Here is a 14,817-nt window from a genome sequence, read left to right on the forward strand (position 1 = left end):
GTGGCAAATTTAATTTATAGTACAAGAGAGGTTTTTACTACTTTTCTGAAAGACAGATTTTATAAAATTCCAGAGTATCAAAGAGGCTATAAATGGAATGAAAAACAAATTGTTCAGCTTATTAATGACATTAATGGATTTGATGCTGAAGATGAGAATTTATTTTACTGTTTACAAAATATAACGTTATATCCATCTACAGAAGATAAAAATATTTTACACATTGTTGATGGACAGCAAAGGCTAACAACAACCTATTTATTATTTTGTTATTTAGGATTTCAGGAATATTTGGTAGATAAGTTTTCCTATGCTGTACGAGAAAGTTCAAACAATTTTATTCAGAGAATTCAGAGGGAAAATAAAACTTTTGTTGATCACATTCTATCAACTTCTAATTTTGATGATTTTTGCTTACAAGAAAAAGAAGAAGATTACGATCATCAAGATATTTTTTATATGTATTCTGCTATCAGAACATTTGATACTACAATACAGAGCTTGAAGATAAACGTTGAGGTTTTTAAAGAAAAATTTGCTAATAACGTAAAGTTTATCGTCAACGAAATTCATTCTAATATAAAAGAGCAAGAACTTTTTATGAATTTGAATACAGGAAAAGTTCCATTAGATGGAGCTGATCTTGTGCGAGCAATCATAATAACAAGAGTCGCTAAAGAAGAAATGGGATCTTTTAAAGAAGATTCTATTAAAGATATTGTCAGGTTAAATGAAAAGAGAACACGAATAGGGTGGGAATTAGATCAATTAAATCAATGGTGGTCTCAGGAAAATGTAAAGAATTATTTTACTCCATTTGTAAAGATAGAATTAGATAATCAGGAAACTATTGAATTCAATGAAGAAATTAATCCCATTAATATTCTTTATAAACTATGGGCTGCAACTCAGCTTAAGACAGATGAAAAACTCCGTTTAAAACTCTTTGAAAATACTACAATTAGTTCATTAGAGTTATATCAAGAATTAGTTTCTCTTAATAGAACATTAAATGATTGGTTCTCGGATCGGGAGATATATCATTATTTTGGTTTCATAGCTAATAATCAGCGTAGTTTTAATTTTAGAAAATATTATAAATTATGGAATTCTAAGGATATTACTCGTGATGGATTTATTAACGATTTGAAAAAAGATATTCAACAGTTGGTTTTAGGATCAGAAGATAAAAAAGATAGTGGTTATAGATACTGGAGTGAGCAAATCCTTAATTTTGATGGTAAACATAAAACCAATTGGTATGAAAGGGATGAGTTGGAGAGATTTTTAATTTTATTAGATATTATTGAAATTTCAGGGAATGATTCAATACCGTTTTTATCTCCCAAACATTTCCGAAAATACAAAGAAGATAAGGAACATATATATCCTTGTACACCTAAGAATATTAAAGAATTAGAAAAAAGTACAAACGATTATAATTCAATTGTACAGTATTTAACGGATATAAATCTGAATATAGAAGAATTATTTCCTTTTAATGAAAAGTTTTGGAAAAAAAGATCTGAGCTGGAAAAAGAAGAGATTTTAAAAGATTTAGAATTAAAGATTCATGAATTGACACCTATTAATGCTATCGGTAATCTAGTTTTGCTTCATTATTCTATAAATAGAGGTTTTGGTAACAACTATTATATTGATAAAAGAGCATCTGTAGTGAACAATGTTCACAATGGAGAATATGTAAGACAGCATACTTTAAATGTTTTCGTAAAAGCAAGAATAGATGCTAGAAATTTAAATGATTGGTCGTTCAATGATATTATTTTGAATTGTGAGGCTATTGAAGCAAAAATTAGATTATTTTTTGGATTAAAAGATATAAAAAATGAAGAATCAGCAGCTTAAAGAACAGAGTATTTTATTTTTATTATCTCAAAACAATTTTATTGTACCAGAGATTCAAAGAGAATATGTCTGGGGAAATAATCCAGACGTCTTAGAACGATTCTTAGATTCTATAATTGATAAAATTGGAAATGTTTGTGATACTTGTGGAACACCTAAAACATCTTCAAAAATAAATATGGGTTTTTTATATACTTATAAACCAAGCTATGTAAATTACAATTATGAACGTTTTTTAGATGAAAATTTAATTGATGGTCAACAAAGATTTACTTCACTTTTCTTATTGTTGTTTTATTGTGCATTAAAAGAAAATAGAGTAGACGATTTCAGAGATGCGATTCGTTACAATGAACTCAATGAGATAGCTTTTGACTATAAGGTTAGAAACTTAACACATCTTTTTATTCTGGATTTAATTTCTAAGATTGATAATGTTGAAAAGCTTGATCAGCTTTTAACATCAAAAACAACTTGGCTCTTAAAAGATTTTAATCAGGATATTACTGTTTTATCAATGTTAAAAGCTTTGAAACTGATAGTAGTAAAATTTAAGGATAGAAAAGAGAAGTATTTTGATTTTATACTCAATAATATCAAATTTTATCATTTCAAAACGGAAGTGACTAATCAAGGAGAAGAACTTTATATTACAATGAATGCCCGCGGAGAAGCATTGTCAAAGAATGAGGAAAACAAAGCGGCCTTAATGTTTGATGACTCAAATCTATTTGAGTATGGAGCAAAATGGGAAGAATGGCAGGACTTCTTTTGGAAAAACCGGGATAAAAATAATCTGCAATCAAATTCGGATAATGGACTAAATGAATTTTTAAGATGGATTCAAATCATTGAAATGACTCTCTGTGATAACGAACTTAATACGGATGAAGATGAAAAAATAGATGAAAAGTCTCTAACAAAAAAAATTGTTACACTTATTCAGGGTGAAAAAATTCATTTAAGTAGAGAGTATTTTTCAATAGAAAAAATTGAAAAGTACTTTAAAGCTGTACATTATATTTTTAATGAATATTATTCTGATGCTGATATTTTGGAAAAATATTCTTCAGTAAATTCAAATTTAATAAAAAGAGAATGGTTAAGTCCTAAAGATAAAATCATAAGCCAGATAGACTCTTTTAGGTTTATTCCAGTTTTGTATTATATATATAGATTGCTGGATGAAAATAGAGTTATTAAAAACCAAGAAATTTTTAGGCTTTTGAAATATCTTAATAATCTAAGACGTGATACAACTGTGGCTAAAACTATTAACAAACAGGTAATTAATGCAATTAAATTAATTGACAATTTATTAGAGATTAATACAGATATTGCAAAAATTATTGAGCTTGATGCAAATTTAGCTTCAAAAACATTATTGACATCAGAGGAAAGATTTAAATTCTCTGTTTATTTAGAAAAAAGCAACCGCGAGGATTTTGAGTCTGTATTTTGGAAAGTGGAAGATAATAAGATATTCAAGGGCAAAATTAGTCCTTTATTACAATTTTCATATCACTATCACGCCCCGGAAGATTTTAATTATTCCAAAGCTTTTGAAGGATTAAATGTATCTGAAATTGATTTAGAGTTATTTTCGAAGATATATGAGAATTTCAAAATAATAACAGAAGAAAATGAAAATAAACTGTCAGACGATATTTGGGCTTCTATGCTTTTAACAGATTACTATTCTATAAGAAACTATAATGATAATCATAAAATTGTTAATTGTGAAAGTATTGAAGATTTTAATTTAGTAAGGAGTAAATTCTTTTTGATGAGCTTAAAAGAAATTGAAACTTTTACTTCTGCACAAGATTATTTCCAAAATACTTTTAGTTCCTTTATAAGTAATTATAATTCATTGAATGACCTAAGTAATGAAGAGGATTTAAAAAAGCAGCTTTATATCTATTATATCGCTTTAAAAAATAATAATAGTTGGGAATATTGGAAAGGTAAAAACTTTGGGGTATACTTAAATCCTAAAAAATTCAATTCATTTTTCGATATTAATGTAAGATTCCAGCATTATAAGCAGAAATGGGCTGGTGCTGATTATAATTATTTTAATGATGATAAAAAACAGTTGATTAAGTTTTACAAACCATTATTTAATAACTAAGCTATGTCCTACGAATACTCAGAAGATGCATTGATAGAAAACGCTACCGAAGAAGTTTTAAAAGAACTTGGATGGGAAGTTACTACAGCCTGGAAGAATGAAAGTTTTGGAACAGAAGGATTATTAGGTCGTGAGAATAGAGGAGAAGTAATTTTAGAACGATATGTTTTGGAGGCTTTACAGCAGTTAAATCCAGACCTTCCGGAATTAGCATATACAAGAGCTTTAGAAAAAATTGTTCAAAAAGAAGCAGATAAAACTATTGCTCAACAAAATAAAGCCAAATATCAATTATTAAAAAATGGTGTTGAGGTTTCATTTACAAATGAGGAGGGCAAAACCCAAAAGAAAACTTTAAGAATATTTGATTACAAAGATTATTTAAACAATCATTTTCTGGCTGTTCGGCAATTCGAAGTCAATGGCGAGTTACATAATCGTCGTCCTGATGTGATTGGTTTTGTAAATGGTATTCCATTAGTATTCTTCGAGCTTAAATCTCACGCTATCGATTTACGCTCTGCTTATGAAGATAATTTCAAGGATTATAAAGATACAATCCCTCATTTATTTTATCACAATGCCTTTGTAATTTTAAGCAATGGTACAGATGCTAAAGTGGGTACTGTAACCAGTCCATATAAATATTTTCTTGACTGGAAACGTATAACAGAAGATGCTGAAGGAATTGTAAGTTTAGATACAATGCTTAGAGGAACCTGCGCTCCTAAAAACCTAATGGATATTTTCGAGAACTTTTTACTCTTCGATGAAAGCAATGGAAATATTGTAAAGCTAATGGCAAAGAACCATCAGTTTATTGGGGTAAACAGAGTGTTGGAAAATGTTCCGAATATTAATGGTCTCGAAGGGAAATTAGGAGTGTACTGGCATACTCAAGGTTCGGGTAAAACATATTCTATGGTCTTTCTTTGTGAGAAAATACATCGAAAGTTTGGGGGTTCTTACACATTTTTGATTGTTGTAGATCGTACAGAACTGGAAAATCAGGCTTACGATACATTTTCAGGTGTTGGAATTGTTAACAATAAAAATGTAATTGCCGGTAAAAAGAAAGGTATAACGGGTAGAGATCACCTTAGGGAATTATTAAGTGAAAATCATCGGTATGTATTTTCATTGATTCATAAATTTTCTATTGATCCTGAGTTAGAAACAGAATACCCGCTTATCACCGAAAGAAAAAATATAATTGTAATATCTGATGAAGCACACCGTACTCAAGGAGGGAAATATGCAAGAAATATGAGATTTTTTGGATTGCCCAATGCTTCATATTTAGGATTTACCGGAACTCCTATCATTAAAGAGGAGCAGGAAGTCACAAAAAATATCTTTGGAGAATATGTTTCTGTATATGACTTTAAAAGAGCAATTGAAGATGAAGCAACCCTTCCACTAAAATATTTGAATCGTGGAGAGCGACTAAATATTGATAATCCTGCATTGGATGAACAAATGGCTGAGATTCTTGAAAATGAAAATCTTGATGAAGATCAGCAAAAGAAATTAGCTTATCTATTTAAAAAAGAATACCCGATACTTACTGCAGAATCGCGTCTGAGAGAGATCGCTAAAGATTTGGTTTGGCATTTTAATGAAAGAGGTTATCAGGGGAAAGCAATGTTGGTAGCACTTGATAAGCCAACAGCGGTTCGGATGTATGATTACATTATGGAATATTGGCCAGAATATCTGACCGAACTGGAACAAAAAATTGCAGAATCAAAAGACCTTCAGGAAGAGCAGGAATTAAAACGTAAATATAACTTAGTTGTTTCAACAGAGGTTTGTGTTGTCATCAGTTCAGAACAAAATGAAATTGATAAATTCAAAAAAATCAATTTGGATATTGAAACGCATCGTCGCAAAATGGTTGAAAGAAATCTTGAAAAAGAATTTAAAGATGAAGAGCATCCATTCCGATTGGCAATTGTATGTGCGATGTGGATAACTGGATTTGATGCGCCTTCTATTTCAACAGTTTATCTTGATAAGCCGATTAAAGGACATACTTTAATGCAAACCATTGCCAGAGCAAACAGAGTGTATGATGATGAAAAAGAAAATGGGCTTATTGTTGATTATGGTAATGTGTATCAGCAATTAGAAAAAGCTTATGCTGTCTACGGAGAAGGAGATAAAGGTAAAAAAGGAGATGAGAATGATAATCAAAAACCATTCGAGCAGTTAGAAACAATGTCTGACGAAATAAAGGAAGCTATTGATGACGTAGTGAAAATGTTAGAAGAAGAAAACTTTAATTTAGATACTTTAATTGAAGCTACAGCTATGGGGAAAATTGCGGCAGTAAATAATGGAGCGAATGCTGTTTGTAGAAATGACGAGTCCCGTGCTAAATTTGAGATAGCGGCTAGAAACGTATTTAGAAAGTATAAAGCACTTTTTCCTGAAAAACAGGCAAAAAAATACACTCCACAATATAACGCTATCGATGCCATTTACAGTAAACTCAATCAAAAAGTAAAAAGTGCTGATGTTACAGAGATTATTTTACGTTTACAGAGTGTGGTCAATGATTCCGTTGAGGTCGATACTGTTCAGGAAAATCCTTATACAATGATAGATTTGTCTAATTTAAATATTGATGCATTAAAAAAAGCATTTGAGAAAATCCCTAGAAAAAATGAATTAGTATATGATCTAAATAAAGCTGTGGAACAAAAATTAGAACAGATGCTTAAAGAGAATCCTTTACGTTTGGAGTTTTATGAACTTTATAAAGAAATTATCGAAGATTACAATAATGGTAAATCTGAAGTAGAACTTGTACGCAGTTTTGAACAATTGTCAGAATTTATTCAATCCCTGTCACAAGAAGAAAAAAGAGCTTATCAAGAAAATTTGGATGAACCTACCTTATCCATTTTTGATCTTTTAATTCAGGATAAAAACTTGGATAAGGAAGAAAGAGAAAAAGTGAAGAAAGTGGCAGCAAAAACTTTAGAAATTCTCAAAAATGAAAAGTTAAATATTCCTAATTGGAAAGAAATTCGAGAAGTAAAAGCAGGTGTAAAAACTACTATTTATGAACAGTTATTATGGCTTCCAGAAAATAAATATACTGATGAAGAAGTAAGTTTAAAAAGTATTGCTGTTTATCAGCATGTTTATTCTTATTCATTTTTATAGAAGATTTTATTAAAATTTTAAAATAAAAAATATGCTGGATCTTGTTGAAGTTCATGAAGAATTATATTTATATCTGCTTGAACAAAGGAAAAGAAATTCTGAACTAAAATTTACTTTTAGAAAAAGTAATCATGCAAATAGATTGGAAGAAGGGTATTGGTTTTACGGAAATGAAAACTATTTAGCAATATCATTTTGGGAAGGGATGGATTGGAAAAATAGAACTCCGAATATATGTTTCATAATTGATAGCAAGGGAAAATGCACCTTGGAAATTAATGTTTCAGATTCTACTATCAAGAAAGAATTTATTGAAAGATATTTTTTAGAAAGAACACTAAATTTAGAAAAAATTGGTAAAAAATATATCATCAAGTATGATAATGTTTTTTCTGAATACAGTAATCGCATATATGATCTAAACGATTACAAGTCTGTTTTTGATTTTTTCCTGCGCACAGATAAAGAAAATATTGATGATATTATTAGGAGTAATTCTGATTTTTTTGAGATGATGGGATCAAGTGAAAATGAAATTTCATTTTTAAGTTCAGAAGAATTTCTAAAAAGACATAATAAAATTAGGCAGTATAGAAAACGCAAGCAAGAGATTGATAATGAAGATGAATTTGTTATCAAAGAGGATAAGCCTTGGAAATTATTTTCAATTAATATAAAAGATTATGGATTAATAAATGACTTATCGATTGAAATAAAAAACAAAAAAAATCAGTGGATATTTTTAACAGGTGAGAATGGATCTGGTAAAACGAACCTTTTACGAGCAATGGCAACAACATTGGGAAATAGAATGTTGTCAAAAAATGAATTTGAAGAAAATCCTAATTTTAAAGTTATTGCCAACTTCATTTATAAAAATAAATTACAAGTATACAATAGAATTGGAAATGGTGATGTAAAAGGTAAAAGAAAACCATACATTCAAGGGTTGGCAATGTATGGTCCATATAGACTTGATATGGTGGTAGATAAGATGAATAAGGCTAAATTTAAAAAAGAATTAAATAAAGAAGAGTCTTTCAAATCTTTATTTAAGGTAGGAACTCCACTATTAAGTATTGACAAACAGTTTGAGTTTTGGAGGTCTGGATCAAAGCGAGAAAAGAATCTTTTTCAAAAAAGAGAATATTATATTAAGTCTTTGATAATTGATGTTGTTCATAATTTAGTTGATATTAGATTTACCATTGAAAATAACAAAAAAATTACAAAGTACATTTTTACTAATGATCAGAATCAAGAATATTCTTTAGTTTGGGAAAAATTATCAACTGGTACAAAAAGTACTATTGCGATGCTTGGTGATATTCTGATTCGTCTTTTCAATCAACAATCTGACATTCTTGATCCAGCAGAATTACGAGGGATTGTTATTATAGATGAAATTGATTTACACCTTCATCCTAAAGCGCAAAAAGAATTAGTAATAAACCTCTCAAGAACATTTCCTAATATTCAATTTATTGTTTCTTCCCATAGTCCAATACCTTTTATTGGTGCACCTGAAGAGAGTGTATTCATTACGGTTGAAAGAGATCAGAATAATAATATCAAAGCGACAATGTTAGATATAGACATTTCAAATCTATTACCTAATACAATTTTAAGCTCACCTATTTTTGGCTTTGATTCCATAATTAATGTTCAACATAATCCAAATGAGAGTTTGATAACAGAGAACGATTATCAAGAAGCCGCATTTTATAAAATTTTGAATAGAAAGATCACGGAACGAACTATACAATTAGGAATAGATAATGATTCAGATAACTAGAAAAGATTACAATGATATTCCCGAACCTTTGACAAGACCTGGGACATTTAGGCAAATTGAGCGTGCAGTTGCAGAAATGAATGGTGATAAGTACAATACTACTTATTATAAAGATGAAGTTGTAGTTAATAAGCTTAAAGCATTTTCTGTGCATAAAGATAATCTTGATGCGGGTGATAAACCAAAATGCTATTATTGTGAATCATATGTTGATCACGTAGCGACTTTACAGGTTGAACATTTTAGACCAAAGGCTAAAGTCGATGAAATTGATAATAATAGTTTATCCCACCTTGGTTATTATTGGTTGGGTTTGGAGTGGAGCAACCTTTTGTTATCTTGTCCAAGTTGTAATGGTAAAAATGCAAAAGGTAATAGATTTCCTTTAGTTGATTTCAACAATAGGGCCAGAGCAATAAACCCAATAAGAAATTCACCACTTTCATTTGACAGAACACATTGTATTGCCAATCAATCTCCCTTATTAGATGAAGAACCATTATTAATTAATCCGGAGTATGAGGATCCGACTCCTTATTTGACATTTAATGATGTAGGACAAATACAGGGTATTGGTGAAAAAGGAGAAAAGACAGTTGATATATTGAAATTATATAGAGATCCTTTGTTGGCAGCCCGTCAGGTTAAGTTAAATGAAATTATTAAGAATATTAAATTAGCTTGCGCAGCAAGAGCAATGGGTAAAATTAATGATGATGGTCTAAAAGTTTGGCTAGAAGCAGAGTGTACTAAAGTCTTAGAATTAGATAATGTTAGAAATGAGTACTGTTTGTGGGGTAGACATATTATTGCAAATTTTGAAAGTTGCGTTGTTTCTAAAATTGCGATATATAAAGACGAGTTACGAGATGCTTTCCAAGAAGTTAGATAGATAAAAAACTGAGCTATAATTTGTTGAAATTCTGAACTTATTTTTTTCTAAAATTGATGAAAATTGAGGTGTACTGCCGAAATGTATCAATTATCACCGTTGCATTCGGGAAATGTTAATTGTCTGATATACAATAATTTATAAGATTGGAGGTGTACAGAAGCAGTACAATGAAATTTTAAATTCTTCGTCTAGTATTGTAAAATATTGTTTTACAAGTATTTAATATGACGAGATTCGTGCAGAAAAGTAGAAAAAAAAGATGTTGCAGCATCTTAATAGTGTACCACTTTTGTACACCTCGATCTATGTAAAACACCGTCAATAAGGACTTCTTTAGATACTGCATTTTTTTTAATTCAAAGAAAGTTTTCAGATTCCATATCAATTGCTTAAAATGCCACAAACATAATTTTAACATTATTTATTGGCATATTCAATTTTTGAAAATTCATGCTTAACAATATCCTCAACACGCGCAGAAACGGACTCAATTGGAATGGAATTACCAGGAGTATTCTGAATATTAAATATGAAACTAGATTCATATCTACCCTTTTTCAACATACGTTCCTTTTTTTGTTTATATGCTAACCTTTTCGACAAAAAATTTTTCATACTATATTTTAAAATATTTACTACCAAATGATTGATTAATTTCTATATCAAAATAGTGTTTTCTTTTCATCCAAATAAAACCGTCTCCTTTTGTAACAATTGCAACGTCAACAGGTCCGCCCACACTCTCATCAGATGAGTCTAATGCAGTAAATTTACGTTTTAACGAAGTAATATTGACTAATGATTCCGCTAGTTCAGACATGTCTTCTTTACCCATAAAGGCTAACGTATCTAATAAAGGTTTAGTTATACTATTAAATTGATAATCATCTAGACCTTGTATCAATTGCTGAGATATATTAGTCAATGCAGTCCGGATCTGATTAGATAGTTCAGGATTTCCCAAAAGTGCTTCTATTTGATCGGATGCGTTTTCAAAACTACTCTTTACAGAATTTTTCATTTCACTTTTAAAGATAGGATCAACGCCGGTTAAAACCGTTGTAGTGACATCTCCTTGCGCAAATGGGATTATATTGGCACTCTTAACAGTCCCGGGTTGAATATAAATTGGTTCGATAATCCGGATCCTTAATTTGTCTCCTATCAATGCACCAACTAAGACATTATGGCTTGAGGGATACATCTCATTCTCTCCAAAACCAAAGAAAACTAAACCACAAAAACTTTCGAAAATATATTCAATATTTACTATAGAAAATAAAACTTTCATGATTCTTTCTCGGTGTTCATCGTTGATTGTAAAATCATCAAATTCCGCCTTTATCTGCTGTTCAATAAAATTACCAATATCCGTCAGTTCCTGCATATAAACATTACAATAATCTTCATAGGACAATTCGCTGTAAGTACCTTGATCATAGGTAGCCAGCTCCACAAAGTATCGCTGTAATTCTTCTGAAATTGCCCCGTGATAGATTTCAGTCCGTTCCTCTGTGGTTAAAGTATCTAAATCGACATCACTTTCATACAATTTATCTATAGTTTTATTGATAATTGACAAGTGTGCCCACGCACAAAAACCATAGAAATTACTTGTTTTAACTATGGCAGGAATCGGCCCTAATTTTCCATTTATGAACCTAATAAAATCATTTTGATATTCAACAACAGTATTAAAAGACCGATCACCAAGCTGTTTTCTGTACATCTTAATTAATGTCTCCAAAGGCATGCCCAGCAGATCCGCATTACTATAAATAGCGATACCTACAGGATGATATTTTGAAAGCGTAAATATTTTATTACTTCTATTATATACCTTTTTACCATTAGTACCTGCAACAGTTACAGCACTATCGGCTGCAACTGAAATGCCTTGTGAATTTAATACTCCTACTATTGCAGTCATGAAAAATTATTTAGTTTGTAGTAAATATATAAAATTGTAACACATCATAACGATAATTTAGATAAAATCCTGAGTTTCCTTGCAGACCTCTGTAAAAATCACCTTATATAATTTTGCCAACTGCAGAAAAGATCGCAGAATCTATAAGAAAAAGGACAAAGCTCGAATTATTCCGACAGGTGTGTTAGCTCTTTATAAAAATGGAGGCAGACTGCACCGAAACAGAAGCTTTCTGCGCGCAGAAAGCTAATACACAAGGGATGTAATAGAAAAGATAAGAATCTAAAAATTGATGCAGGGTCAACCAATAAAAACACTTATCTCAATCGATACACATGATCATGAGTTTAGCTATTCGCCGATTACAGAAAAGAGGAGTATTAGAACTTGCTAGAGAAGGCGACGAATGTTAAGGAGTTATAAAGGGAAATAACAATCAAATAAACAGAAAAATCTTCTATCTCATAGTTATTTGTAAAAATAAGCACATTGCAATGTGCTTATTTTTACTAAATTTGTTTAAATAAGCAAAAAAATGAGTAAATCAAGACTTATTCCGACAGAAAAAATTATCGAAAGATTACAATATGAAAATCCTTGGTGGATAACTCAGGAAATTCCGACGGTATATAAAGAAATGTCGAAACGTTTGTATTTCGAGTTATTTTATCCTTTTGTAAAAGAAAAAGAAATTCGTCGTGCAGTGGTTTTAATGGGGCCACGACGTGTTGGAAAAACCGTTATGATGTTTCATACTATTGATCAATTAATTGCTGAAAAAATTAATCCACAACGTATATTTTTCGTACCTATAGATAATCCTATCTATGTGCATCTTAGTTTACAAGAGATTTTAGATCTTTGCAAAGAAGCTTTAAAAATATCAAACTTAGAAGATTGCTATGTTTTTTTTGACGAAATACAATACTTAAAAGATTGGGAGCGACACTTAAAAGTATTAGTAGATAGCTATCCAAATACAAAATTTATCGTTTCAGGTTCAGCCGCTGCTGCATTAAAATGGCATAGCACAGAAAGTGGCGCAGGAAGGTTTACTGATTTTATGTTGCCACCCTTAACTTTCCAAGAATTTATCCATTTAAAAAACAAAAATCATTTAGTGAAAAATGGTTTTATAGAATATGGAGAAAAACAACTTCCATATTTTATTCCACATGATATTGATGAATTAAACAAAGAATTTTTACAATACCTCAATTTTGGAGGTTATCCGGAAGTGGTTTTATCTGAAAAAATTCAGAAAGATATGGGACGGTATGTAAAAAATGATATTGTAGATAAAGTCCTCCTTCGAGATTTACCCAGTTTATATGGGATAAAAGATGTACAAGAGTTGAATCGTTTTTTCACTTATATCGCTTATAACACTGGAAATGAATTTTCTTATGAAACAATGTCAAGAGAAAGTGGCATACAAAAAGAAACCTTAAAAAAATATTTAGAATATTTGGACGCTGCATTCCTAATTAAGGTTCTCAACAAGGTAGATGTAAATGCGAAGCGATTTAAAAGAATTACAAGCTTTAAGGTATATCTTACCAATTCATCTTTGCGAACGGCTCTATTTTCACCTGTTAAAGAAACAGACAGCGAAATGGGGAACATGGTTGAAACTGCAGTATTGTCCCAATGGATGCACCGTGAAAATTTGGATTTAACCTATGCTCGCTGGAAAGACGGTAGAGTTGAGGGAGAAGTAGATTTGGTGTTGGTGGACGATAAAAAATTTAAGCCAGTTTGGGGGGTAGAAATCAAATGGAGCAATCGTTTCTATGAAATGCCAAAAGATTTGAGTAGCCTCATACAATTTTGTAAAGCCAATCAATTGAATAGTGCTTTGGTAACAACAATTGCTAGAATAGGAACAAAGAAAGTAAGTGATCTAAATTTCACTTTTGTGCCTGCATGTGTTTATGCATACAATATTGGTGAAAATACATTGAGAATGAAATCTACCAATTAACAGTATTATTAAAAATGTTTATTTAAAAGCAATTTCAAAAGATCTTGTAGCACTTTAAAACTTTACCACTTTTGTATCTTGAGCTGCAATCTACATTACTAAGCGCTTCTTTAGATACTTTAGCGGGGGTTGAATAACAAGTAAAAAAAGATTAAATTAATTTAATTTATTAAATAATTTAGAGCTATCATTAGTAATGAGCTTTTAATATTGCCGAAACAGTCAAAAATATTTGAACTGTAAGAAAATGGAAGTTATAATTTAAAAAAAATCGGTAAATTTGTAATACAATAGTATTATTTATTGCTAAAATATAACACTAAATAATACTATTATGTTACTTGTATCACTTTCCAAAACCGAAAAAAAATTAGTCAATAATATCCGTAAAAGACGATTGCAAATGAATCTAACACGGGAGGGTTTGGCTGAAAGATCTGGTGTTCCTTTACCAACTCTCAGGAAATTTGAGCAAAAAGGCTTGATCTTTTTGGATTCATTTCTAAAATTGCTTTCAGTTGTTGGTGGTTTATAAGAAATGGTTGATCTGTTAAAACCAAAGGAACAGAGTTTTAGATCTATTGATGATGTACTAAAATCAGAAGAAAAACCCATTAAAAAAAGAGGTAGCAGAAAATGAAAGTAGGAAGCGGAGAAATAAATATAAGATTGAATTGGTTGTTTAATTTAGCCTCTTGTGTGTTTGACAATTTGTAATTGATTAAAACATTCAGTATAAATTTTAGCTATTTTTGTTAGAATTCTAAACTAATCTTCATCCTAAAAATGAATAAAATTTGAGGTGTACAGGCGAAATGTATCAATTATCACCGATCGCAGTCGGGAATTGTTAATTATTTGATTTACAATGATTTATAAGGTTGGAGGTGTACAGAAGTAGTACAAATGAATTTTCAAATTTATCGTCAAATATTGTAAACTATTGGTTTATAATTGTTTAATGTGACGAGATTCGTGCGGAAAAGTAGAAAAAAAAGATGTTGCAGCATCTTAATCCTGTACCACTTTTGTACAC

9 protein-coding genes are annotated in these 14,817 nt (G+C 30.3%); 7 read left to right on the plus strand and 2 right to left on the minus strand.

Going from position 1 to position 14,817, the window contains the following annotated elements:
• From AC52CF_RS06385 to AC52CF_RS06405, 5 genes are read left to right on the plus strand one after another with little or no spacing between them, the layout of a single operon-like run.
• Positions 1–1,869, plus strand: a complete 1,869-nt coding sequence (locus AC52CF_RS06385) for a DUF262 domain-containing protein (RefSeq protein ID WP_214590354.1) — start codon at positions 1–3, stop codon at positions 1,867–1,869.
• Entirely contained in the window at positions 1,850–4,003 is a 2,154-nt protein-coding gene (locus tag AC52CF_RS06390) for a DUF262 domain-containing protein (protein WP_214590353.1), read from the plus strand. Before AC52CF_RS06385 ends, AC52CF_RS06390 begins: the two co-directional genes overlap by 20 nt.
• A gap of 3 nt (positions 4,004–4,006) precedes the next feature.
• Entirely contained in the window at positions 4,007–7,177 is a 3,171-nt protein-coding gene (locus tag AC52CF_RS06395) for a type I restriction endonuclease subunit R (RefSeq protein WP_496517954.1), read from the plus strand.
• Between the two features lie 31 nt (positions 7,178–7,208).
• Complete coding sequence (locus tag AC52CF_RS06400) at positions 7,209–8,972, plus strand: AAA family ATPase (protein WP_214590351.1); 1,764 nt, start codon at positions 7,209–7,211, stop codon at positions 8,970–8,972.
• Entirely contained in the window at positions 8,956–9,864 is a 909-nt protein-coding gene (locus AC52CF_RS06405) for an HNH endonuclease family protein (protein WP_214590350.1), read from the plus strand. The genes AC52CF_RS06400 and AC52CF_RS06405 overlap by 17 nt, the downstream gene beginning before the upstream one ends.
• 420 nt (positions 9,865–10,284) lie before the next feature.
• On the opposite strand, the gene AC52CF_RS06410 is transcribed toward AC52CF_RS06405, so the two are convergent.
• Together AC52CF_RS06410 and AC52CF_RS06415 are read right to left on the minus strand one after the other, a co-directional pair.
• Positions 10,285–10,482 carry a hypothetical protein gene (locus AC52CF_RS06410; RefSeq protein WP_214590349.1) on the minus strand — a complete coding sequence of 66 codons (198 nt, stop codon included), beginning with the start codon at positions 10,480–10,482 and terminating at the stop codon, positions 10,285–10,287.
• Between the two features lies 1 nt (position 10,483).
• Positions 10,484–11,797 carry a hypothetical protein gene (locus AC52CF_RS06415; protein ID WP_214590348.1) on the minus strand — a complete coding sequence of 438 codons (1,314 nt, stop codon included), beginning with the start codon at positions 11,795–11,797 and terminating at the stop codon, positions 10,484–10,486.
• Positions 11,798–12,332: 535 nt separating this feature from the next.
• Here AC52CF_RS06415 and AC52CF_RS06420 point away from each other — a divergent pair.
• On the plus strand, positions 12,333–13,781 hold the full coding sequence (locus tag AC52CF_RS06420; RefSeq protein ID WP_214590347.1) for an ATP-binding protein: 1,449 nt from the start codon (positions 12,333–12,335) through the stop codon (positions 13,779–13,781).
• A 334-nt stretch (positions 13,782–14,115) separates the two neighbouring features.
• The gene (locus AC52CF_RS06425; protein WP_250902172.1) at positions 14,116–14,316 is read left to right on the plus strand and encodes a helix-turn-helix domain-containing protein; all 201 of its coding nucleotides are present in this window, start codon (positions 14,116–14,118) and stop codon (positions 14,314–14,316) included.
• Positions 14,317–14,817 lie beyond the last annotated feature (501 nt).

Source organism: Chryseobacterium sp. 2P (assembly GCF_059579425.1).